This window comes from Chryseobacterium sp. WLY505 (genome assembly GCF_030846215.1).
Taxonomy (GTDB): domain Bacteria; phylum Bacteroidota; class Bacteroidia; order Flavobacteriales; family Weeksellaceae; genus Chryseobacterium.
This window is the reverse complement of sequence record NZ_JAVCWI010000002.1, coordinates 174,987-197,497: the sequence shown is the minus strand read 5'-3', so window position 1 is coordinate 197,497 and position 22,511 is coordinate 174,987. Positions and strand designations below refer to the sequence as shown.

The 22,511-nt window shown below is 36.5% G+C and carries 20 protein-coding genes and 4 tRNA genes; 9 read left to right on the top strand and 15 right to left on the bottom strand.

Annotated features, from left to right (window positions below; translation table 11 throughout):
* Positions 1-134: 134 nt before the first annotated feature.
* The 4 genes from RAH34_RS06315 (at position 135) to RAH34_RS06300 (ending at position 7,429) form a co-directional block, all read left to right on the top strand.
* The gene (locus RAH34_RS06315) at positions 135-3,095 is read left to right on the top strand and encodes a reprolysin-like metallopeptidase (protein ID WP_306595542.1); all 2,961 of its coding nucleotides are present in this window, start codon (positions 135-137) and stop codon (positions 3,093-3,095) included.
* Positions 3,096-3,231: 136 nt separating this feature from the next.
* The gene (locus RAH34_RS06310; RefSeq protein WP_306595541.1) at positions 3,232-4,863 is read left to right on the top strand and encodes a M1 family metallopeptidase; all 1,632 of its coding nucleotides are present in this window, start codon (positions 3,232-3,234) and stop codon (positions 4,861-4,863) included.
* Between the two features lie 134 nt (positions 4,864-4,997).
* The gene (locus RAH34_RS06305) at positions 4,998-6,854 is read left to right on the top strand and encodes a PDZ domain-containing protein (RefSeq protein ID WP_306595540.1); all 1,857 of its coding nucleotides are present in this window, start codon (positions 4,998-5,000) and stop codon (positions 6,852-6,854) included.
* 362 nt (positions 6,855-7,216) lie between these two features.
* Positions 7,217-7,429, top strand: coding sequence for a hypothetical protein (locus RAH34_RS06300; protein ID WP_114821268.1), 213 nt, complete (start codon positions 7,217-7,219; stop codon positions 7,427-7,429).
* Here the strand turns inward: RAH34_RS06300 and RAH34_RS06295 are convergent.
* The 4 genes from RAH34_RS06295 to pepE form a co-directional block, all read right to left on the bottom strand.
* Positions 7,421-8,593 carry a HAMP domain-containing sensor histidine kinase gene (locus RAH34_RS06295; RefSeq protein WP_114821267.1) on the bottom strand — a complete coding sequence of 391 codons (1,173 nt, stop codon included), beginning with the start codon at positions 8,591-8,593 and terminating at the stop codon, positions 7,421-7,423. The two genes, RAH34_RS06300 and RAH34_RS06295, sit on opposite strands and share 9 nt — an antisense overlap.
* 6 nt (positions 8,594-8,599) lie before the next feature.
* On the bottom strand, positions 8,600-9,973 hold the full coding sequence (gene dacB / locus RAH34_RS06290) for a D-alanyl-D-alanine carboxypeptidase/D-alanyl-D-alanine-endopeptidase (RefSeq protein ID WP_306595539.1): 1,374 nt from the start codon (positions 9,971-9,973) through the stop codon (positions 8,600-8,602).
* Between the two features lie 109 nt (positions 9,974-10,082).
* Complete coding sequence (locus RAH34_RS06285; protein ID WP_306595538.1) at positions 10,083-10,943, bottom strand: hypothetical protein; 861 nt, start codon at positions 10,941-10,943, stop codon at positions 10,083-10,085.
* A complete protein-coding gene (gene pepE / locus RAH34_RS06280) occupies positions 10,943-11,635 on the bottom strand; it encodes a dipeptidase PepE (RefSeq protein WP_114821264.1) in 693 nt (230 codons plus the stop codon). Before pepE ends, RAH34_RS06285 begins: the two co-directional genes overlap by 1 nt.
* A gap of 195 nt (positions 11,636-11,830) precedes the next feature.
* Between pepE and RAH34_RS06275 the strand changes: the two genes are divergently transcribed.
* Positions 11,831-12,367 carry a tetratricopeptide repeat protein gene (locus tag RAH34_RS06275; protein WP_228411995.1) on the top strand — a complete coding sequence of 179 codons (537 nt, stop codon included), beginning with the start codon at positions 11,831-11,833 and terminating at the stop codon, positions 12,365-12,367.
* 224 nt (positions 12,368-12,591) lie between these two features.
* Here the strand turns inward: RAH34_RS06275 and RAH34_RS06270 are convergent, their stop codons facing one another.
* Entirely contained in the window at positions 12,592-13,080 is a 489-nt protein-coding gene (locus tag RAH34_RS06270; protein ID WP_114821262.1) for a YdeI/OmpD-associated family protein, read from the bottom strand.
* Positions 13,081-13,318: 238 nt separating this feature from the next.
* Between RAH34_RS06270 and fsa the strand changes: the two genes are divergently transcribed.
* Complete coding sequence (gene fsa, locus RAH34_RS06265) at positions 13,319-13,972, top strand: fructose-6-phosphate aldolase (RefSeq protein ID WP_047094862.1); 654 nt, start codon at positions 13,319-13,321, stop codon at positions 13,970-13,972.
* A 72-nt stretch (positions 13,973-14,044) separates the two neighbouring features.
* Here the strand turns inward: fsa and RAH34_RS06260 are convergent, their stop codons facing one another.
* The 5 genes from RAH34_RS06260 to RAH34_RS06240 all read right to left on the bottom strand — a co-directional run bounded on the left by RAH34_RS06260 (position 14,045) and on the right by RAH34_RS06240 (position 18,958).
* Positions 14,045-14,905: a GLPGLI family protein gene (locus RAH34_RS06260; RefSeq protein WP_114821261.1), complete on the bottom strand. Its 861-nt coding sequence runs from the start codon at positions 14,903-14,905 to the stop codon at positions 14,045-14,047.
* A gap of 19 nt (positions 14,906-14,924) precedes the next feature.
* Positions 14,925-15,491, bottom strand: coding sequence for a sugar O-acetyltransferase (locus tag RAH34_RS06255; RefSeq protein ID WP_306595537.1), 567 nt, complete (start codon positions 15,489-15,491; stop codon positions 14,925-14,927).
* Between the two features lie 229 nt (positions 15,492-15,720).
* Positions 15,721-16,623 carry a GLPGLI family protein gene (locus RAH34_RS06250; RefSeq protein ID WP_306595536.1) on the bottom strand — a complete coding sequence of 301 codons (903 nt, stop codon included), beginning with the start codon at positions 16,621-16,623 and terminating at the stop codon, positions 15,721-15,723.
* A 56-nt stretch (positions 16,624-16,679) separates the two neighbouring features.
* A complete protein-coding gene (locus tag RAH34_RS06245; protein WP_306595535.1) occupies positions 16,680-18,587 on the bottom strand; it encodes a M56 family metallopeptidase in 1,908 nt (635 codons plus the stop codon).
* 5 nt (positions 18,588-18,592) lie between these two features.
* Positions 18,593-18,958: a BlaI/MecI/CopY family transcriptional regulator gene (locus RAH34_RS06240; protein WP_114821256.1), complete on the bottom strand. Its 366-nt coding sequence runs from the start codon at positions 18,956-18,958 to the stop codon at positions 18,593-18,595.
* 335 nt (positions 18,959-19,293) lie between these two features.
* On the opposite strand from RAH34_RS06240, the gene RAH34_RS06235 reads away from it, so the two are divergent.
* A complete protein-coding gene (locus tag RAH34_RS06235) occupies positions 19,294-19,875 on the top strand; it encodes a hypothetical protein (protein ID WP_306595534.1) in 582 nt (193 codons plus the stop codon).
* Between the two features lie 338 nt (positions 19,876-20,213).
* Here RAH34_RS06235 and RAH34_RS06230 read toward each other — a convergent pair whose 3' ends face one another.
* Complete coding sequence (locus tag RAH34_RS06230) at positions 20,214-20,660, bottom strand: GNAT family N-acetyltransferase (protein ID WP_306595533.1); 447 nt, start codon at positions 20,658-20,660, stop codon at positions 20,214-20,216.
* Positions 20,661-20,852: 192 nt separating this feature from the next.
* On the opposite strand from RAH34_RS06230, the gene RAH34_RS06225 reads away from it, so the two are divergent.
* Together RAH34_RS06225 and RAH34_RS06220 are read left to right on the top strand one after the other, a co-directional pair.
* The gene (locus RAH34_RS06225; protein ID WP_306595532.1) at positions 20,853-21,566 is read left to right on the top strand and encodes a 2OG-Fe(II) oxygenase; all 714 of its coding nucleotides are present in this window, start codon (positions 20,853-20,855) and stop codon (positions 21,564-21,566) included.
* Positions 21,567-21,584: 18 nt separating this feature from the next.
* Complete coding sequence (locus RAH34_RS06220) at positions 21,585-21,824, top strand: Ada metal-binding domain-containing protein (RefSeq protein ID WP_306595531.1); 240 nt, start codon at positions 21,585-21,587, stop codon at positions 21,822-21,824.
* Between the two features lie 193 nt (positions 21,825-22,017).
* Here RAH34_RS06220 and RAH34_RS06215 read toward each other — a convergent pair.
* The 4 genes from RAH34_RS06215 to RAH34_RS06200 all read right to left on the bottom strand — a co-directional run bounded on the left by RAH34_RS06215 (position 22,018) and on the right by RAH34_RS06200 (position 22,423).
* Positions 22,018-22,090, bottom strand: a tRNA-Met gene (locus tag RAH34_RS06215).
* Between the two features lie 38 nt (positions 22,091-22,128).
* A tRNA-Met gene (locus RAH34_RS06210) sits at positions 22,129-22,201 on the bottom strand.
* A 38-nt stretch (positions 22,202-22,239) separates the two neighbouring features.
* Positions 22,240-22,312, bottom strand: a tRNA-Met gene (locus RAH34_RS06205).
* 38 nt (positions 22,313-22,350) lie between these two features.
* Positions 22,351-22,423 (bottom strand) — tRNA-Met (locus RAH34_RS06200).
* Between the last annotated feature and the right edge of the window lie 88 nt (positions 22,424-22,511).

The window sequence follows — 22,511 nt, the reverse complement described above, 5'->3', positions numbered from 1 at the left end:
TCTTAATATAATTAAAAACAACGATAAAGTTTAACTAAAATTATAAAGTTTAGAGAAATTAACAATGTATCACTAACTAAAGATTTGAAAAAATAAACTATCTTTAAAACCTAAATAACAATCAATAAAAAAATATGAAAAAGAGAATTATTTTCGTCTGTGCATTGGCTTTAAGTCTGGGTGGTCTGCAGGCACAACGCTGGGAACCAGTCTCAGAGAAAGTTACGCAGGTAAGAAAAGAAGTAAAGGTAGAATATGCCTACAAATTTGATCTTTCTGCATTAAGAAATCAACTAAAAAATGCTCCTGAAGCAGGAAAAGGAGGAAACGCTGTAATTGTTTCTATCCCTACGGCAGATGGAAGAATTGAAAGGTTTTCAGTGTACAGTTCGCCGGTAGTAGAAAAGTCTATGGCGGACCGATATGAATTGGGAGCATATGCAGGTATCGGGCTGGATAATCCGCATAAACAAATCCGGTTCAGTACAGCACCCAACGATTTTCAGTCTATGACATTCAATACAGATACAGGAAAATATGAATTCATAGAACCCATCAATAAAGAAAAGGATGTGTATGGAGTCTTTTTCAAATCCAACAAATCTCATGAAGATCCTTTCGAATGCAGAACTGCTGAGCCTGAGAAGGCAAAGAAAGAAATGAATAAGCTGCTTAAAACAAAAAACGTTTTAAAGGGTTTAGGGAACGCTAATAAAAGTAATGAACAAAAATACAGAACCTACAGAATTGCTATCTCCGTAAATGGTGAATATACGCAACTTGCCGGAAGTGTTCCTTTGGCTGCAGCCCGTATTAATGCTACCATGAACCGTGTAAACGGGGTTTTTGAAAAAGATTTTGGAATCCATATGATTGTACAGGATCTTCCCCAACTTATATTTGCAGATCCCGCTACTGACCCGTATTCAAATGTAATCACCAATTCAAACGGAACCTATAGCGCGCCTGGCGCATGGAACCTGCAGCTTCAGCAAACGCTTACCAATACTGCCGGTGTAGGGAATGCCGCCTATGATATAGGACATTTCTTTGGCCACAGAGGTGGCGGCGGAAGTGCCGGAGATGTAGGAAATGTCTGCAGAAATCCTGCAAACAACAATGATGCTACTTCCAAAGGAGCAGGAATAACTTCTCCTTCTACTCCGGATCAGCCTTTTGGAGATAATTATGATATCGATTTTGTAGCTCATGAAATCGGACACCAATTCGGTGCAGCACACACGATGTCTATTGCTTTACATGGAGCCCACATGGAGCCGGGATCAGGATCTTCAATTATGGGATATGCCGGTATTACCAACTATAATGTTCAGATGCATTCTGATGCTTATTTTCATACTAAAAACATTGAAGAAGTAGGTGCATATGTCAACACTCAGGACTGTGGAGTTATTACGAATGTGGCCAATACACCTCCTTCTATACAGCCAATGGCTAATAAAATGATCCCTAAAGGAACAGCTTTTGTGCTAACAGCTTCTGCAACAGATACACAAAATGACCCTATGACTTATACCTGGGAACAATATGATCTGGCTACATCTGCTTTTGGACCCGTGAGTGCAACCAGAAATAATGGGGCAAATTTCAGATCATTGATGCCTACAACCTCGCCTACTCGTTACTTCCCTAAATTCACCAATGTTCTTAACGGTACTCTTACCAGTGCAGTAGACTGGGAAACTGTATCCAATATCCCAAGAACGATGAATTTCAAAGTAACCGTGAGGGATAATAATCCGGATGCTGCACAACAACAGACACAGAGCAGCCTGATGAAGGTGGACATAGGAAATGAAGGTCCTTTCAAAGTAACTTCAACTACGGTTTACAATAATACACCTGGAGCGGTTACCTGGGATGTGGTAAATACCAATAATTCTCCATATAATGTTCAAAACGTTAAAATAGATTATACTACAGACAATGGAACGACATGGACAGTTATCAGCCCATCTACAGCTAATGACGGATCTGAGCCGTTTTCTTTCTCTTCTCTGGCAACAGGTGCCAGCGTAAAAATAAGAGTAAGCGCCATTGATAATGTATTCTACGCTGTTGGAAATGCTACCGTATCTGCCTCTGCAAGTGCTTGTACAACATCTGCTCCAACAGGAATTACAGTAACCGGTATTACAAGAACTTCAGCATCTGTAAACTGGACAGCGTTAGTAGGAGCAACATACTCTGTAATGTATAGAAAAGTAGGAACAGCAACATGGACTACTGTTCCTGTTTCAACAAATTCTTATACTATTTCAGGGCTTACAGAAGCTACTCAATATGAAGTACAGGTAGCCAATGTTTGTAGTGCTTCGGTTGGTGCTTATTCAGCATCAACGAATTTTACAACGTCTCCATTTGCAAAGTGTTCAATCACAGGAACAAATGCTGCTGACGAGTATATTTCCAATGTTACAGTAACCGGTGCCGGAATGAGCCCTGTTTCAAACAGCAGCAGCAATACACCTTACACAGACTATACCACAGACCCATCGAAACTGATTACCCTTATGTCCGGATCTACAGGGAATAATGTAAGCATAACCAAAGGATGGACAAGTGCTCAGTACAATGACGGAGTAACAGCATGGATAGATTTTAACAGAGACGGAGTATTCTCTTCTTCTGAAGTCATCTATACCAGCGCAGCTAGTACCATATCACCTGTTTCCGGAACATTCTCCGTACCGGCAGATGCTTATACGGGAGGAAACGTAATTATGAGAGTTGTATTAGGATATGAAAGCCAGCCAAACAGCGGATGCAGCAACCAGCAATATGGTGAAGTTGAGGATTATCCGGTATTGATTCAGCAACAGCTTTCTACCAGTGAGACGGTGAAAGATAAGAACTCAATCCAGATCTACCCTAACCCGGCAAGTGATGTATTGAATGTAACTCAGATCTCACCTAAAGCTCAGTTTATCATTACGAATATGGCGGGTCAGAAAGTAATGAACGGCCAGATCAATGACAATAAAATCTCCGTATCAAAACTAAGTACAGGAGCTTATATTATTTCAATTGAAGATAAAGGAACGACTTCAAACCTGAAATTCATCAAAAAATAAAACCTAACCAGTTTTTTTATAGCCCGGCAATGACCGGGCTTTTTTTATGTCTTCTTAAAATCTGTATTTAATTTGATTTCCGGCATGTGCTATTAATTTAATTTTATACTTTTGAAAAGATTTAATATACGTTTAAATGAAAAAATTGTCATATACACTCTTATTTGCGTCAGGGCTGGTTTTCGGACAGTTCTTTGAAAAGGATAAGGTTTTCACCAAACAGGATACTTTAAAAGGTTCCAATACTGAATTCAGAAATTTTTGGGATGTCAAAAAATATGATCTTTCCGTAGAACCGGATTTTGAGCAGAAAAGTATCAAAGGAAATAATAAAATCAGCTTTGAGATTATAAAAGATGTTACCAATCCTGTTTTTCAGATTGATCTTCAACAGCCGATGAAAGCGGATAAGGTGGAAGGGAATTTTCCTATTGCCAATTATAAGCAGGATGGAGACTTTATCTTCATTACAACGAATAAGAAATTCAAAAAAGGCGAAAAATATACCATTAACGTCACCTATTCCGGAAAGCCTACCATAGCCAAAAAAGCACCGTGGGATGGCGGCTGGGTTTTCACGAAAGACGAAAAAGGAAATCCATGGATGACTGCTGCTGACGAAGGAATAGGAGCTTCAATCTGGCTTCCTACCAAAGATATATGGAGTGATGAACCTGATAACGGGATCATTATGAAAATTGTAACGCCTAATGATCTGGTGGGTGTGGGGAACGGCAGACTTACTGATAAAAAAACAACCGGCAGTAAAACCACTTATACCTGGGAGGTTAAAAATCCTATCAATGCCTACTCCATTATCCCGAGTATAGGAAAATATGTAAACTTCAAAGATACATTTGAGGGTGAAAAAGGAAAACTGGATCTGGATTATTGGGTAATTGACTATAATCTGGACAAGGCAAAAAAACAGTTTGAACAGGTAAAACCTATGCTATCAGCTTTTGAATACTGGTTTGGTCCGTACCCGTTTTATGAAGATTCATACAAACTTGTAGAATCTCCTCACCTTGGCATGGAACATCAGAGTAATGTAGCCTATGGAAATAAATATCAGAACGGATATCTTGGCAGAGATCTCTCCGGGACAGGAGTTGGGCTAAACTGGGATTTCATTATTATTCATGAAAGCGGCCATGAATGGTTCGCCAACAACATTACAGCAAAAGACCAGGCTGATATGTGGATTCATGAAAGTTTCACGAACTACTCCGAGACTCTTTTCACAGAAAAATATATGGACAAAAAATCTGCTGACATCTATGTTCAGGGGATCAGGAAATTGATAGACAATGACATTCCAGTTATTGGCCAGTACGGGGTAAGAAATGAAGGCAGCGGAGATATGTACCCGAAAGGAGCCAATATGCTTCACACGATAAGACAGGTGATCAATAATGATGAAAAATTCAGACAGATTTTAAGAGGTTTGAATAAAGATTTTTATCATCAGACGGTTACCACGCAACAGGTAGAAAATTATATTTCCTCAAAATCAGGAATTGATTTTTCAACGGTCTTTGATCAGTATCTGAGAACCATTAAAATACCAACCCTGGAGTATACTCAGGATGGTGACACTTTAAAATTCCGATATACAGATGTGGTAAAAAACCTGAAATTACCTATCATCATCAATGGAGATCAGACCATAAATCCAACAGAAGAATGGCAGACCGTAAAGCTTAGAAAGAACATTCCTGTTGAGTTAAACCCGAACTATTACATCAATTATAAGAATACTCAATAAAGAAAAAAGGCAGATTTGCACACCCGCAAATTTGCCTTTTCGCTTTTTGATATCAAAACTTTAAGAAAAGTTTAATACTTTTTCCGTAACAAACTCAGAAAAAAAGCAACTATTTAACTATTAATTTAAACCTAATGAGAAAAACAGTACTTAGCCTTGGTATTTTTGCTGCTTTTTTAGCAAATGCTCAGTCTATAAAAACCACCATTGACCTTGTTAATGTAAAAGATGATAAAGTAGCCGTTACCATGGAATTCCCGAAAATGAAATCCGGTGATATTAAATTTCATTTCCCCAAAACGGTTCCAGGTACATATTCTGTAGACGACTACGGAAGATTCATTGAAGGAATCAAATTTTACGATAATAAAGGAAAAGAACTTACTTATACTAAAGTAAACGACAATACCTATTCATTGAAAAATGCTCAGGCACTTTCCAAAATCTCATATCTTGTGAATGATAGTTTTGATGATGAATTGGATACATCAAAGCATAAAGCTGTATTTTCTCCTTCAGGTACTGATATTGAAGAAGGAAAAGTATTCATGATCAATACTCATGGATTCATAGGATACATTGAGAATATGCAGGATGTTCCTTATCAGCTGGTGGTTCAGAAACCAACTGATTTCTATGGAACCACAGCATTGGTAGATCAGGATAAATCAGATAATACGGATACCTATACTCTTGCCAACTATGCTAAAGTAACAGATTCTCCGTTAATGTACACCAAACCGGATTATATTACCTTCAATGCCGGAGGAATGGATCTTGTACTGGGTGTATATTCTCCGACAGGAAAATACAAAGCCGCAGATTTTAAAGACAATCTTGAAAAAATGGTTGTTGCCCAGAAGAAATTCCTGGGGGATATGAACACGAATAAAAAGTATGCCATCATGCTTTATCTTTCCGGTGGTGACGGCCCTACAGTAAAGGGTTTCGGAGCGTTGGAACATCACGAGTCTACAAGTGTAGTTCTTCCTGAAGCTATGCCGAAAGATGCTATTGACAATACCATTACAGATGTGGTTTCCCACGAGTTTTTCCATACTGTAAACCCTTTGAAGACCCACTCTGAAGAGATTCACTATTTCGACTATGCAGATCCAAAAATGTCTCAGCACTTATGGATGTACGAAGGCGGAACGGAATATTTTGCCAACCTATTCCAGATTCAGGAAGGATTGATCAACAAAGATCAGTTCCTTGAAAGAATCGGTGAAAAAATTTCCAACTCCAAGAGCTATGATGATACAATGCCATTTACGGTAATGAGTAAAAATGTATTGGTAGAGCCTTATAAAGATCAGTACAGAAATGTATATGAGAAAGGAGCTCTTTTAGCCATGTGTTTAGACATCGAGCTTAGAAAACTGTCCAACGGAGAAATGGGATATCGTGATATGATCAGAAAATTGTCTCAAAGATTTGGTGAAAACAAACCTTTCAAAGATGATAAGCTGATTGACGAACTGGTAACAGTAACCGGATATCCTCAGGTAAAAGACTTCTATAACACATATATTGCAGGAAACCAGCCAACCCCTTATGCACAATATCTGAGCATGGTGGGCGTAGATATTAAAAAACAGGAAAGCCAGCCTCTTTTCTGGTTTATCAAAGATCCCAACCAGACTGGTTTTGATGAAAAGACCAATGCTTTTGCTTTTGACGATCATTCTGCATTATCTCCATTTGCAAAAAGTATCGGATTTAAAATCACAGACCAGGTACTTGCTTTAGACGGAAGAACGGTAGATATCAAAAAGGTACAGGACTTTATTGGTTATACGAGAACCATCAAAGAAGGACAGGAAGTTACGGTAACTATTTTAAGAGATAATGCCGGTAAGAAAGAGAAAATGACCTTAAAAGGAAAGGCCGTTCTGGATAAAATGACCATGGAAACGCCTACATTCAAGACAAATCCGACTCCGGAAGAACTGAAACTACAAACCCAGTGGCTTACTGGTAAAAAATAAAGAGAAAGCGGGGAAATTTTCCCCGCTTTTTATTTTCTTCAAGTTGAGCATTTTAAACAAGTCTAAGATGACTTGATGCAAACCTAACAGGTTTTGAAAACCTGTTAGGTTTCTTATTTGTAAAATGTTTTTTTACTTAAATGTAGTTTTCATCTATTTTGTCATATTATTTATCAAATACTTATTCTGCACCCAACAAATTATTCACCTTTTTAAAGTCAAATGTTCATGTTGTATAAACTAATAGGATGATTTTAAAAATAATACACATAAAGAATATAAATTAATTATAAAAAGTTATGAATTTAAGATTTGAACCATAAAAATATTATATTTAAAACACTAACATTAAACACTTAATTATGAAAAATCTAACAAGAAAACAAATGCTTAATTTTTATGGAGGACTTTTAGATGGAGAAAAGTATAAAGTTAAAACAACAATGTTTTATGGATATTGTTCCGGTACTCCTGGTGGCCAAATGATATATAGTAAATACTATGCAATTGAATGGTCTGATGGTTCTGTTACCTATTTTAATGTTATTGGAAACCCAGTTTATTCATCAAACTAATTTCCTTAAAATAATTCTAAAAGTAGTGCCCTTACCCACGTCGGTTTGGGCAATTTTAATATCACCATTATGATATTCGTGAATTACTCTTTTCGCTAAAGACAATCCTAACCCCCAACCTCTTTTCTTAGTAGAATAGCCTGGTTTAAAAGCATTTATAGACTGCTGCTTTGTCATCCCGCTTCCATTGTCTTTTACTTCAATGAGAATATTTTTATTTCTTTCAAAAACAGACATGGTGATAGCGCCTTCTCCTTTCATCGCATCCACGGCGTTTTTCACCAGATTTTCAATCACCCAGCTCATCAGAATTTTGTTATGAGGAACCAGCACAGTATAAGTAGGTAAATTAAGTGTAAAATTGATTTTTCTGGAGATTCTTGTTTTTAAATAATCATAATTCTCCTGAATAGTTTCACTAAAATTTCTGTCATTTAACTCAGGAATAGAGCCTATCTTTGAAAATCGTTCTGAAATCGTTCTCAGTCTTTCAATATCTTTTTCAATCTCATGTACGCCATCTGAATCCGGATTATCAAGCTTCATAATTTCTATCCACCCAATCATAGAAGACAGAGGAGTCCCAATCTGATGAGCCGTTTCCTTAGCCAAACCTGCCCAAAGATACCCTTCATCTGTTTTCTTTATCGTTCTTAAAAACCAAAATGAAAATAACAGATAAGCTAATATGAATAATCCTAAAAAATAGGGGTAATATCTTAAATTATTAAGCAGTTCTGAGTTATCATAGAAAACAAGTTGTTTATCTCCATTTGCAACTTCAATTTCAAAAGGATTATAATGACTTTCCATTTTAGTAATCAGATTGTTCAGTTCATTAGGATCAGCCAAAATCTCCTTAGCAATATTTCGTGAGCTTCCCTCAAACAAAAATGGTTGTTTATTTTCGTCTGTAAGTATTGACGGAATCTGATCATTCTCCGTAAGAATTGCAAAGAGAAGCTCCTGAGTTTCTGAACTTTTTTGTTGATTATCCTGTAGAATTCTTATTGCTGTAGCAAAAACTTTTATTCTTTCAGCCTCTTTTTCTCTTAAGTTTTTAATAAGAAAATTAGATGAAACAATTAATGCTACAACCACCAATGTAAGCAATGCAAAAACGAAAAAATTATTGATTCTTGACAGAAGCGGACGATTTTTCATTAAATTTTATTTTAAAACATTCAGGATTTTCTGCAGCTCTGTATTTCCACTTCCCTGATAATTGTTGATGATAATCGAAAATACATATTTTTTCCCATCTTTTGCGGTGTGGTATCCTGCGAAAGATTTGGTATCTCTCATCGTTCCGCTTTTCATTTTCATTCCATTATCCTGAACCGGAAATCCATCATAGTACGCTTCAAACCACGATTGTTTTTTAGCATATAAAAGAGCCTGAACTTCAGCTTTTGCGGACACATAATTCTGTGGAGAAAGTCCGCTTCCGTCCGCAAAATTGATCATATTAGGATTAATTCCCTTTGATTTCCAGAATTCTTTCAGATAAGAAACGCCGCTTTTGAAACCTGAATTTCCTTTTTTCTCTTTTCCTAAAGTTTTAATCAGCGTTTCTCCGTAAAGATTGATACTTTTTCTTAAAAACCAATAGACAATTTTATCCAGCGTTGGAGACTGATAAGTAAGGATAATATTATTTTTAGGAGCTGCTAAAGCCTGTTTTCCTTCTATTTCAAGTTGAGAATTCGTGACTGCTTTTCCTGACAATTCAATTCCGGATTCCTTCAGCCATTGTTTTACTTCTGTGGCTAATTGGAGGGGCGGATTAGGAGTAGAACCGGAAACGGTTACTGTTTTTCCTGCCGGAAGCATTCCATTAATCAAAGCAACATCAGAATGAGGAGCTGTAAAAATCAGACTTTGATCAGAGCTTCCGCCTGTTTTAAGATCATTGAGCCACTTCACACCTTCCAGCGGATAAGAAAAGCTTTTAAAATCGGTTCCGTTGATATTGATATCAAACTGGTTTTCTTTCCAGTTGACTCCCCAAACTCCGGCTCCGTAGTAATTGCCAAGATCGTCCCATGGCCAGCCTCCCGGAATCGTCTGATGGTCAAAATAAGAATCGTCAATCACCAGATCACCGGATATTTTTGAGATTCCTGAATTTTTAATAGCGTCAATCAGTTTCTTTTTAAAATTTTCGGGTTTATAGCCATCATACCTCCAGCTTCCTAATGTAGGATCACCATTGGAGCTGATGAAAAGATTACCGTTCAGCGTTCCTCCGGAGATATTTCCGGAATAGCTTGAAGTGGTGGTGAAAGTATAGTTTTTTCCTAATGTTTCAAGTGCTGCTCCTGCCGTGAAAATCTTTTGTGTAGAAGCAGTAGAAAGCCCCTTATTTCCTTGATATTCATATACAAAATTGCCATTTTCATCGGAAACATAAAAAGATAAACCGGAGGATACTGCTCCTGAAGAATCCATAAGATCCTTTGTTACTTTATCTAATTTTTGGGCTATATTCTGTGCAGCAACTATCTGTACAGAAAGCACAAGAACAGCAAGTGTTTTTTTCATTGCATTGTTGTTTGGATCTAAGCAAGCAGGTATCAGATACAGTTCGCAAAACTATTGATGCTGGCCGGCAGCTGAACCTTTTGCTCTATTTAATTCTAATCAAATATAGTTAAAATAAAAGCTTTTTATACTCAGTGAGATCATCGGAAGTGAAAAGAATCTGATGGTCAGGAGATTTTTCAAATGAACGATCATGTTTAAAATATTTCTCATAATCGTCTTCATCTATGAAAATATCCATCTGGCATTCTTTGATATAATTTGATTTATCACCATAATCCTGAACAAAATATCCGGAATCATTCCAGGGTTCATGATGACAGCGCAGACAATTTCTTTGGTGCACAGCTTTATAACCGCATATTTCACAACCAGTCAAGCTTTGAAACAAGGTAGAAATTTCCTGCTGTCTGTCTTTTGGAAACAATGATAAAGGAATTGTTTTTAAAAGCAGATAGTAGTTAGGCTCCTGCCATGAAAAATATTTCTTTCCTTCCCAATCAATCTGTCCCGTGTAAAGACACAATCTCTGAAGATCATATTCTACCTCAGCTTTAACAATATTCTGAATATTCAGAACAGTCTCATTGCCTCTTTTGACATTCTGGTTGTCATCAATTTCAATAACGGGCTGCTGTTCCAGAAAGTGATTCAGGCACAATGTGGTCTGCCATGAACCGATTGTTCTCATCTTACCTTCTTCTCCACAGATCTCACACGTCCTGACAGACAGTTCCGAATATTTACTTTTGATTTTTTTAAGTTTGTCATTGAGCGTTTCATCTTCAGAATAGGTATAGCATCTCAATTCACCAAACTTTTCTTTTCCAAAGACACGATGATCCCTATTCCAGCCTGCAACAGCAAATTCATGCAGCAAGTTGCAGATCAGGTCATTCCATCCCGTACTGTTTACTGAAAAATTAGTCAGATTACGTTCTATAAAAAGGTCGATTTCTTCTTTGTTCATTAAAGTCTGCTTCCTGCTTCTATTTCGTAAGGCTCTTTCCCTTTTTCAAAAATCCTTGTCAGCTCACTTCCTTCCACAGTAATAGAATCATTTGTTCTTCTGATCCAGTTCCCTTCTCTAAGTCCTACCACTTTGATATCATTTTGGGTAAGGAATTCCTGAATACGGGTTTCTCTGGTTTCTCCATTATGTTTCAAATCCGGATTAGGATCAAGATAGTGCGGATTTATATTGAAAGGAACCAATCCCATACAGTCGAAACTTGGCGGATATACAATGGGCATATCATTTGTCGTTTTCATATTCTGACCTCCGATATTGCTGCCTGCACTGCATCCAAGATAAGCTTTTCCTCCTGATACATTTTCTTTCAGGACAGACATCAGTCCTTCCTCGTGTAATGTTTTAACCAATAAAAAAGTGTTTCCGCCTCCGGTAAAGAACCCTTTTGCCTGATGAATGGCTTCTTTTTTATCTTCAAATTCATGAAGTCCTTTTACTTTTATATGGATGGTTTCAAAGAAAGAACGTGCTTTGGCAGTATAATCATCGTGAGAAATCCCGCCTGGTCTTGCGAAAGGGATAAATACAATTTCGTCAATTCCCTTGTATAATTGGATTAATTCTTCTCTTAAGTATTCCAGATATTCTCCACCAAAAAGTGTGGATGTCGAGGCTAATATAATGTTCATATGGCGAAATTATAAATATTAATAAAAAAATGAATCACAAAGATAAGTTCAAAGATGAACGAATCAAAAATTAAACTAAAAAAATACTATTTCCCGTTAATATTTTCTAAAAAAACTTAAAGCCTCTAAAATTTAAGATTTTGTGGAATTATTATTGAATTTTAGATTTTGAATTTAAAATATAAGATTATGAAAATGAGTAAAATTAATAGTAGAAGTCTATTTTTAGGTTTAATACTAGCGGGAAGTGTAAGTTTTGTAAACGCACAAACAACGCAGCCGGAAACGTCGGCTTCCACAAGCCAATCAGCAAACCCAACTATTGAAGGTCTTAAAAAACAGATTGCAGCCAATCCAAAAGATGCAGAATCATTAGCAAAACTGGCTAATGCCTACCAGGAAGCTTCAGACTGGCCCAATGCCATTGATACCTGGAAGAAAGTGTCTGTTTTATTACCAGACTGGGCCCCATCTTATTACAGCCAGGCCTACGCCTATCAGTCTGCAAAAGATGATGCCAATGCAAAAATTGCTTACGAAAAGTATATTGCAACAGTAAAACCTGAAGAAGTAGAGCAAAATAAGAAAAATCTTGCATACGCTTATTTCTATCTTGCCTTTACAGAACAGCAAACTGATCCTAATAAAGCAAAAGAACACATTGCAAAATCGATACAGTATGACCCAACCAATGAGGATGCTGTAAAGCTTAGCAAAACATTAAATTCTTAGTAAATAAAAAAGACCGGAAAAATTTTCCGGTCTTTTTGTTTAGTTATATATGTTTTAATATCAAAAATCATGATCTAAATTTAACGCAAAGATCGAGTAAATGTTGTTAAATTTTTGAGGAAGCAAAGGATGGAATCAATGAAATTGATTCTTTCTAAGCGCATGGATATCATAAAGCTTCATCAGCGACATTGTATTATTTGAAATTTTGTCTTGCTATGATCCTACTCAATCATCTTTCCGAAAAAATCTGTTTCCCCATGCAGATGTCTGATAATTTTCTCAATATTTCTCTGAATACTGGCTTCTGTTTTTAAATTATTGATATACCGGATCAGCTCATGTCTTCTTGAAGGAATCAGGTTTTCAAAATTTGCTGTTGCCAGAGTACTTTCTTTAATTGCTTTTTCCAATTGCGGGTGGATAGAAATACTTCTGTCAGAATCATCAAACTCCAGAACAACCTCAATAGTTTCTCCGATTCTTTTCGGAGAGTTTTTCAGCATTGTCAGGTTCACATACAGTCTCCATTCTCCCAGATATTTCATCAGGTTCTGCTTAAATTCTTTCCCATTTACCGTCCCTTTTACAGCGATGGGACTTTTATTTCTCCCTGATTCATTAAAAATCTCTTCCAGAATTTCTTCAGGAATAAAAACAAAAGGATTAATTCCTATAATTTCCAATGTAGCGGTGAAACTGTTGTTTTTCATGGATGATAAATTTAAACTAGTCAGGCTGGAAGCTAGAAGCTGGAAGCCAGAAGCCAGAAGCAAAAATAACTATTTGATTTAAGATCAACATACAATTATTTTTTTCAATTACTCAAACTCTCTCACTCTCAAACTCTCCTACACTCAAACTCTCTTACTCTTAACTCTGTAACTCAAAATTCATACCTCAGAACCCAATTAATTCCCTATCTTTGTATCAATAAATCTATTTATCAAAATGAAATTTTTTATTGACACAGCTAATTTAGAGCAAATCAAGGAAGCAAGAGATCTTGGGATCTTAGATGGTGTAACTACCAATCCTTCATTAATGGCAAAAGAAGGAATTCAGGGAGCTGAAGCGATCAAAAACCATTATAAAACGATCTGCGAACTTGTAGACGGAGATATTTCTGCGGAAGTTCTTTCTACAACGTATGAAGAAATGATTAAGGAAGGAGACGAATTGGCTGCTATTCACCCGAATATCGTTGTTAAAATTCCGATGATCAAAGACGGAATCAAAGCTTTAAAATATTTTTCTGATAAAGGTATCAAAACAAACTGTACTTTGATCTTCTCTCCGGGACAGGCTCTTTTGGCAGCAAAAGCAGGAGCAACTTATGTTTCTCCATTCCTAGGAAGATTAGATGATATTTCTACAGACGGTCTGAACCTTATCCAGGAAATCAGATTAATTTTCGATAACTATATGTTCGAAACTGAAATCTTAGCAGCTTCTATCCGTCACTCTATGCACATCATCGACTGTGCTAAAATCGGAGCAGATGTTATCACATCTCCACTTCCTCCGATCTTGAGCTTATTGAAGCACCCATTAACAGACAGCGGACTGGCTCAGTTTATTGCAGATTCTCAGAAATTAGCATAATCACTGATCCTTATTCAGATATAAAAAATCCCGGAACGTTGTTCCGGGATTTTATTTTTTTATGTTTTAAGTTTATTTCAGCAGATCCAGTTCAAGAATATTATTCTGTTTTTTAATATTGGCTTTCGCCACAGCTTCCTGATCTCTGCTTGCCTGTACCGGGTCCAGTATCTTTCCTGTACTGTCTCTCATCTCAATGATGGTGCCCTGTGCCAGCATTTGTTTTTGACTCTTCATAGGATCCTGGCGGTAATCATTAAACGCTTTTTTAAATTTAGCTTCATTGAGTGTGATAAGGGTATGATAACGCTGTTTATCTTTAGTACTCTTCCATTCATATCCAGCCGGAAGTTTCTGGCTGCCTTTTAATTCGAATGAATGAGAATGGGTATTATCTTCCACTTTTACAATCAATCCCGGAAGTCCATAAAACTTGTACGGTCCGTCCTGAATGGGAAGATCTGTAGTGAACCATGCCGTCCATTTTCTGCCGGCAAAATCACAAACAGCTTTCTGTGCACTAAATTCTCCTATTTTTTCTTTTTCGGGAAGAATTGTCCAGTTCTGTTTTCTCTTTTCCTCTACCTGATATTCATCAGAACCCAGAGTAGTAAAGAAGTTGGTGGAATATTCAGGATACATTTTTTCAATGTTGTAGCGTATTTTGCCTTTAAACTTAAAATTTCCGAGGTTAATATGTAAGCTTTCAGTATCTTTTTCAGTAATAGCCCTCATCGTGGAGTCGGACTGGAAGTAATCTTTGCTGTAAAATTTGGATCCTTTGGAGGCTACTTCCAGGTACATGGTTTCACTTAGCTCTTTATCTCTCGCGGTAGAGTCTGTGATAAATTTGTACTCGTAGATAAATCTTTGATTCTGTGCACTAGTCATTACAGCCAATATAAGGCTGAATAGAGTGATCATTTTTTTCATGGTTAGTTTACTATAGTTTTTAGTTTTTTTCTGTTATAAGTTTAACAACCTTACATGGATTGCCCACGGCTACTGCATTATCCGGAATATCCTTTGTAACAATACTTCCCGCTCCAATCACCGAATTATTTCCGATAGAAACACCCGGAAGTACCACCACATTTCCTCCCAGCCATACATTATGACCTACTTTGATCGGATGTGCATATTCCAGTCCCTCATTCCTTTGCTGTACATCAAGCGGATGGCCCGCTGTATAAAAGCTGCAGTTGGGACCAATAAAGACATTATCACCAAATTCTACAGTAGCGCAATCGAGAATAACAAGGTTATGATTGGCATAGAAATTCTCTCCTGTTTTTATATTATATCCGTAATCACACCAGAAATTGGGTTCTATACAGATATTTTCTTTACTACTGCCAATAATCTTTCTAAGCAGTCTGTCTCTGTTTTCTGTATCTGAGTTTTTCAGACCGTTATATTCCTGGCACAGATCTTTGCAGGCAATACGTTCCTGAATCAGTTCTTTATCATAATTGGCATTGTATAAAAGCCCGGCTGCACATTTTTCCTTTTCTGTCATAAGATATAACGTTGATTATTATTGCTTATTGCTTATTGCTTATTGCTTATTGCTTATTGCTTATTGCTTATTGCTTATTGCTTATTGCTTATTGCTTATTGCTTATTGAAAGATAAAAAATATAATATAACATCATGAATTGATATTTGTCACATTTTGTTTGACTACTTTTGTCAAACAAAAACAGGATGACACGTTTGCCATCCTGTAAATATTAGAAAATATAATTTTAATTTACCAGATCCGGTTCAATGGGATTGTTATCTTTTTTTAGGGCTTCTTTAGTATTTTTTTCTATTTCCCTAAGTACCTGATTGGGATCTGAGATTTCTTTGCCGTCTCCTGTTCTCACCTTGAAACTAAATTTAGTATTGCCATCGCCATTTTTCATCATCATTTCTCTCATATTTTTAGCAGGATCATTTACATACGACTTCCATACTTTTTTAAATTGATCTTTCGTTACTTCCAGCTCTTTTCCGCCTATTCCCAATACTTTTACATGATCAGGCATCTGCATTTCCGATTCACCGGCCGGAGTATTAATCGTTTTATTACCTTTCATTGTCATGATATGAGATCCGGTAGTATCCTCAATTTTTACGATAAGGCCGGGAAGTCCGTAAAAAACATAGGGTCCATCCTGAAAAGGAAGATCTGTCGTAAACCAGGCTATCCATTCCCTGCCTCCAAAGCTGGCAGTGGCTTTCTGAGCCTGATACTCTCCTATTTTCTGTTTCTCAGGTAATATTTTCCATTCCGGTTTCTGGTCTTCTTTTATTTTATATTTATCAGTGGAAACGCTTCTGAAAAGATAGGTTTTGAAATCAGGATATTGTTTGGTCACTTTATAAGAAACCTGCCCGGGCTTTTCCCGTCTGTTAACACTGATATTTCCGCCTCCGGCTTTTAACTGTTTTTCAAGTTCTGCCTTTCCAATAGAATCTGATACAAATTTATCTCGGCTGTAATAGCTTGATCCGTCTTTATCGATATCGAGCAACATCATTTCGGTCTTTACATCTTCCTTATTATTGGAATCCGGAATAAACTTATATTCATAAAAAAACCTGTTAACCTGTGCACTGGCAAGCACACCCAGAAATAAAAAAAATAGAATTTTACTTTTCATAATGTATGTTTAAAAAAGACTTTGCCAATCTGAAACTGACAAAGCCTGATGGAACTTTATTTCTTTGTTTCGATTCTTATTTCCCCCTGCTTAACATCTCCTTTTTTCTGAGTATTGACATTAACTTTCGATATATTGCTTGTATCCAATGAGTTTACATCATCCTTAGAAACTTCTCTTCCGTCAATATAATACTTGTATTGTACATCATCATTACCGCTTATTCTGAAATTTTTCACCCCATTCATGGCAATATTTCCGTTGCCATCCTTTTTGATAAAATCAGCATTCATTACAATAACATCAGGTTTACCGTCAAATTTAATAAATGCTCCGTTTCTAAAGCTGACAGATCTTTTCTCTGCTTCTGCACGGGCTTTTTCAACTTGTTTTCGGATTTTTTCCCCATCAATTCTGATTCTTTCAGCCTTCACTCTGATTCTGTCTCCTTCAGCTCTTGATGTTTCACCTTCCACTCTGGCTTTTACCGCTTCTTTCATCGCATCTCTGGCTTCCGCCATTGCTTTTCGTACTTCTTCTTTTTCTTTAGCACTCAGATCCTTATAATAAACGGTGTTATTATTTTTAAAGTAAACTACTTTGGGAGCCTTTGGGGCTAGTGGAGCTTCTGGAGCAATTGGCGCCAGAGGTGCATCTGGTGCACTAGGCGGTGTGGGCGGAACGATGTGTTTTACTGCTCTTGCAGCCTCTCTTCCCGCTTTTTTAGCTGCTCTTTTTATTTTGCGAAGTTCTTTCTTATCAAGAGGATCCATATTTTCAAGTTCCTTCATTTGATTTTTCCATTCAGCAGAATTGAAATACTTATCCACTTCAACTTTTGAAGCAATTTCTCCTATCTCTGAAGCCAGATTGCTTATTTCTTCTATTTTATCGCTGAAGAGATCACTTTCGGGATCCAATCCTTTCAGCTCTTTCTCTTTTTCTTTTATTTTCTTTTCAAGCCCTGCAATTTTTGTCTGGTCTTCAGGCGATAAGGTTTTCAGTTCCGCAATTTTTCCCTGAGCCGATTTTTCAGGTCGTATCGTATCTTTCTTGATTTCTGAAACTGCTTTTTTTATAGAAAGGTTTGTCTCTTCAATTTCTCTGTTTTTGGCATTTACCAGATAAGCAAAAGCAATAGAGAATACTACCGGTAAGGCAAAAATTCTTCGCGCATATCCGAACTTGGTTTTTGGTTTTTGTAACATCTTAAGTCTTTTTTTAAGGTTTGAACTTAGAAACGGACTGGTAACAGGCAACTGTGTTCCGGAAAAGTGGCTTGCTAAAAGCATCTGCGCAAATGCTTTGGTGTCCGATTGTTTTACGGCTTTTTTATCAGCCAGATATTCATGGATTAAATTAATTTCTCTTTTAATGAGATGAAAGAACGGATTGAACCAGAAAACAGAAGTTACCATCTCGATAAAGATCTTATCAAAGGAATGTTTCTGCTCAATATGTACCATTTCATGCTTTAAAATCTGTTTTCCGATATCAGAATGCAGGGTAATTGTATTCTTCCAGAACAGGTTTTTAAAATAAGAAAATGGAGCTTCGGTAAGGTCTGTACGGTAAAAATTGATCCCGTCAAAACTTTCTTTCTGAAATTGGTTTTTAAACTGCTGGATTTTGAAAATCCCATACAACAGCTTCCCTAAAAAATAGAGAGAAACCAGTCCCAGAGCTGAAAAAATAATGTTAAAATAAAGGTTACCATTGTCTATGTTTTTTTCTGTGTTAAAATTCTGAATCTTGTCAAGAAGCATATACATATCATTATTTACCTCTATCGTAAAATCATCTATTCTGATGAGTGGTAACAAAAGTGATATCACAATCGCACCCAGCAGATAAAATCTGTTATAATGATGGAATGTCTTGTCTTTTAATGACAACTGATAATACAAAAATGTTACACCTGAACATAAAATAGTTTTCCCAAAGTATAAAAGTATGGCTTCCATAGGTCTTAGTCTTTCTTTTTGAGTTCATCTAATAACATCTCAAGATCTTCTACTGTCATTTCATTTTTTTCTACCAAAAATGAAACGGCACTTTTGTAAGAACCTTTGAAATAGTTCTTCACAAGACTTTTTATGGTCTTCCCTGAGTATTGTTCTTTTGAAACAAGTGGAAAATACTCATGTTGTCTTCCATGGACACGATAGTCTACAAATTCTTTGTCCTTCAATACTTTTAGAATGGTAGAGACTGTATTGGTATGGGGCTTGGGATCCGGAAAAAGATCAAGAACATCCTTTAGAAATCCTTTTTCTATTTTCCATAAATACTGCATTACCTGTTCTTCTGCTTTTGTTAAAGTCTGAATTTTCATATCCTGTTCATTTATCAGTTATAGTGATATAAACCCTTCGATATTACTATCACTAAGAAATTAGTTATACAAATGTAGAAATAAAATCGAATCAAACAACTATTTTTTTAGTGATAAACACCTACGTAATATTAATTATCTGATAATCAATGAAATAAAAATAGTTAAAATATATTAAATTTTTAAGAGAGTGAAAATACAGCCTGCTTAATCGATAGAAAAAGAAGCATTTCAGAGGTAAATTCTTAAAACTTGTTAATTTTTATTAAATAAAATTAAAATGAATTTGTTTTAACCGGGAAATTATATTTATTTTAGTGCTTTAAAAATTTCTCATGAAAAGATATAATTTACTGATTGTACTATTACTGCTTATTTTTAACGTTACTACAGCACAAAAGAAGGGTTCTCCTGCTGCCGATCTTAGCATATTAAAAGATACAAAATCAAAAATTGAAGCTACCGTTCCTTTGGTTATTCAGCATCTTCAGACGATCGCTACCAAAGAAGGAGATAATAATATTGTGAATAACGGGAAGATTGCTCTGGGTAGAGAATATGGTATTTTAGAATCTGAATGGTTTTTATACAGAAACAATATGAAAAACTGTATCCTGAACAATTCTTCCAAAAAAGCTAAGAAATGTATGGAATATCACAACAATATGTTGAGAGGTACAATGATCAATTACAACAATTATATTACCAACCTTACAAGAAAGAACGGATATTTAGGAGTTGAAGGAGATACAAAATTTGAATTCAAACCTGCTGATATTGCTACAAAACTAAGCGAAGCTTATTTCAATGCAAACGATGCAGCCGGCAGAATGAAAGCGGATCAGAAAAGAGACTTTTTAGGACAGACAATGTCTGATGACAACAAGCTTACTCCTTACGCTCAACTGGCTCAATAATATTTAAATATATTTTAAGAATAAAAAAAGAGAATGACCATCGTCGTTCTCTTTTTTTATTCAAAAGCAAAAAATCTCCGCCGGAAAAAGCAGTTTTGTGGTACTAATCATAAAACCGTGGGGAAAAAGTAGAAAATTAGGCAGAGATTTTTTTGCATACGCTCTACAGATCAACTGTCCTACCCATGATCTGTAAGAGCTTTACAAAAATAGGATTATACCCTTCTGCTGGTTGAAAATACCTGTAGAATTAAGTGTTAAGAACTGTAGAACTAATACTACTTATCATTATAGAAGTAAAATACCGCAAAAAAAGGTCATCTTCTAGCGGCTTTATTCTATTTCCACCAATGGTAATAATTATGCAATCCGTCATATTCAAACCCACAGCGTGGATATAATTGGTTTCCTATATCATTCGTCTTTTCTGTTTCAAGCATCAGCCCGCATGCTCCTGTTTCTTCACACCATTGTTTACTACGGTCAATTAATGCCACAGAAAGTCCTTTTCCTCTATAATCAGGATGAACAAAAAGATCACTTAACAGCCATTGTTTTTGTAATCTGGTATAATGAAATAATTTGTAAAGCTGCACGAATCCTACGGCTTTTCCGTCTGCTACAGCAAGGAAAATATCAGACTCACTGTTTAAAAACCGTTCTTTGAGAAAAGCCTTCCCTTTTTCTACATCTGATTCCTGCCTGTAAAAAATACGGTAAAAGTTGAACAATTCAGCCGTTTCATCAAGATCCTCAAGACTTGCCTTTTTAATCATGTAATTCATCGTTATATCTATTTTTATTTAACAGGGCAAAAATAGCTTTAAACAGGACCAGTGATATCATCCAGAATCATATTAAAACCATAGTCCAGACAGACTTACTCTGATCTTTTATAAACTACGCAATGAATATCGCACGTTTCGGATTGTGTTGTTCTGAGGAACTATAGATTTTTGCAGAATAAAATCAAACCAATGAAAAATATTGTCCATACAATCAAAAATACAGACTGGCAGAACGTTACAGAAAAAATGCATCAAAACGGGTATGCCATCATTCCTGATCTGTTGTCTGGGGAAGAATGTGAACTATTAAAAGCAGATTACGATCATTCTTCTCTTTACCGTAAAACAGTCGTCATGGCCAGACACCGTTTTGGATTGGGTGAGTATAAATACTTTACCTATCCATTACCAGAAATCATTCAAACTATACGAACAACAATGTATCCCTATCTGGCTTCTATTGCCAATACGTGGTTTAAAGCTTTAGATATTGACATTCATTTTCCTTTAGAGCACCAGGAGTTCCTGAACCTGTGCCATCTTAACAGCCAGCAAAAAGCTACGGTTTTAATTTTGAAATATGGAAAAGGTGGGTTTAATACGCTGCATCAGGATTTATATGGAGATATCTATTTTCCCATTCAAATTGTTGTTATGCTCAGCGAACCCGACAAAGATTTTACAGGCGGTGAGTTTGTCCTTACCCAACAGATTCCGAGAGCGCAGTCAAAAGCTATTGTTTTAAAACCTAAAAAAGGAGATGTCCTTATTTTTACGACTCAGTTTAAACCGGAAAAAGGAACCAAAGGATACTACAGAGTCAATATGAAACATGGAGTAAGTGAAGTGAGAGAAGGAAACCGTTATGCGCTAGGTATTATTTTCCACGATGCAACCACCTAATTATTAAATAAGTGAACTATGATTCAGCATTCTCAAATCACAGCCGAAAGTCTTAGAAGTAAAATCGACCACCGAGACATTTCTTTTGGAGGGAATAAAAAACTGAAAATCTATGGATTGCTCAGCTGCCGCTCAGGAAAGAGAATGAAGAAAGAAAACAGGATCTTCTTTGCAGACGAAAAAGAAGCTTTAGAAAATGGCTATCGTCCCTGCGGACATTGTATGAAAGAGGCATATAAGCTGTGGAAAAACCAGTAGTACATACCATATAACCCTTCTCCCTATTTACTTTACCGAAGATAAAATCTTTGAGTCTTACCCAAAATGTAAATTCAGTTATAAAAGTTTGTCTCTTCACATTATTCCGACCTGAGATTGCTTCACTTTGTTCGCAATGACTGGATAATAAATAAAAAAGAGAAGCAATACATATTGCTTCTCTTTCGTTTAGTAGCGGGAACCGGACTCGAACCGATGACCTTCGGGTTATGAGCCCGACGAGCTACCTACTGCTCCATCCCGCGGTATATTTTTAGAGTGTTTACCGAAAACACTTGCTTAGTAGCGGGAACCGGACTCGAACCGATGACCTTCGGGTTATGAGCCCGACGAGCTACCTACTGCTCCATCCCGCGGTGTATTTTTAGAGTGCTTACCGAAAACACTTGCTTAGTAGCGGGAACCGGACTCGAACCGATGACCTTCGGGTTATGAGCCCGACGAGCTACCTACTGCTCCATCCCGCGGTATATTTTTAGAGTACTTACCGAAAGTACTTACTTAGTAGCGGGAACCGGACTCGAACCGATGACCTTCGGGTTATGAGCCCGACGAGCTACCTACTGCTCCATCCCGCGATATTGGATTGCAAAGGTACGAATATTTTTTACAAATCCTAATTTTTCTTTTAAATAAAGGACTTTTATGAAAACTATTTTATTATTT

Excerpts from the sequence above, each read along its gene's own strand:
- RAH34_RS06220 (WP_306595531.1), top strand. The coding sequence starts at position 21,585 with ATGATTCAGCATTCTCAAATCACAGCCGAAAGTCTTAGAAGTAAAATC.
- RAH34_RS06245 (WP_306595535.1), bottom strand. The coding sequence starts at position 18,587 with ATGGAAGCCATACTTTTATACTTTGGGAAAACTATTTTATGTTCAGGT.
- RAH34_RS06260 (WP_114821261.1), bottom strand. The coding sequence starts at position 14,905 with ATGAAAAAAATGATCACTCTATTCAGCCTTATATTGGCTGTAATGACT.
- RAH34_RS06270 (WP_114821262.1), bottom strand. The coding sequence starts at position 13,080 with ATGAAAAACAACAGTTTCACCGCTACATTGGAAATTATAGGAATTAAT.
- RAH34_RS06285 (WP_306595538.1), bottom strand. The coding sequence starts at position 10,943 with ATGAACAAAGAAGAAATCGACCTTTTTATAGAACGTAATCTGACTAAT.
- RAH34_RS06255 (WP_306595537.1), bottom strand. The coding sequence starts at position 15,491 with ATGACAGAAAAGGAAAAATGTGCAGCCGGGCTTTTATACAATGCCAAT.
- RAH34_RS06240 (WP_114821256.1), bottom strand. The coding sequence starts at position 18,958 with ATGAAAATTCAGACTTTAACAAAAGCAGAAGAACAGGTAATGCAGTAT.
- RAH34_RS06235 (WP_306595534.1), top strand. The coding sequence starts at position 19,294 with ATGAAAAGATATAATTTACTGATTGTACTATTACTGCTTATTTTTAAC.
- RAH34_RS06310 (WP_306595541.1), top strand. The coding sequence starts at position 3,232 with ATGAAAAAATTGTCATATACACTCTTATTTGCGTCAGGGCTGGTTTTC.
- RAH34_RS06275 (WP_228411995.1), top strand. The coding sequence starts at position 11,831 with ATGAGTAAAATTAATAGTAGAAGTCTATTTTTAGGTTTAATACTAGCG.
- RAH34_RS06230 (WP_306595533.1), bottom strand. The coding sequence starts at position 20,660 with ATGAATTACATGATTAAAAAGGCAAGTCTTGAGGATCTTGATGAAACG.
- dacB (WP_306595539.1), bottom strand. The coding sequence starts at position 9,973 with ATGAAAAAAACACTTGCTGTTCTTGTGCTTTCTGTACAGATAGTTGCT.
- pepE (WP_114821264.1), bottom strand. The coding sequence starts at position 11,635 with ATGAACATTATATTAGCCTCGACATCCACACTTTTTGGTGGAGAATAT.
- RAH34_RS06225 (WP_306595532.1), top strand. The coding sequence starts at position 20,853 with ATGAAAAATATTGTCCATACAATCAAAAATACAGACTGGCAGAACGTT.
- RAH34_RS06305 (WP_306595540.1), top strand. The coding sequence starts at position 4,998 with ATGAGAAAAACAGTACTTAGCCTTGGTATTTTTGCTGCTTTTTTAGCA.
- fsa (WP_047094862.1), top strand. The coding sequence starts at position 13,319 with ATGAAATTTTTTATTGACACAGCTAATTTAGAGCAAATCAAGGAAGCA.
- RAH34_RS06250 (WP_306595536.1), bottom strand. The coding sequence starts at position 16,623 with ATGAAAAGTAAAATTCTATTTTTTTTATTTCTGGGTGTGCTTGCCAGT.
- RAH34_RS06295 (WP_114821267.1), bottom strand. The coding sequence starts at position 8,593 with ATGAAAAATCGTCCGCTTCTGTCAAGAATCAATAATTTTTTCGTTTTT.
- RAH34_RS06315 (WP_306595542.1), top strand. The coding sequence starts at position 135 with ATGAAAAAGAGAATTATTTTCGTCTGTGCATTGGCTTTAAGTCTGGGT.
- RAH34_RS06300 (WP_114821268.1), top strand. The coding sequence starts at position 7,217 with ATGAAAAATCTAACAAGAAAACAAATGCTTAATTTTTATGGAGGACTT.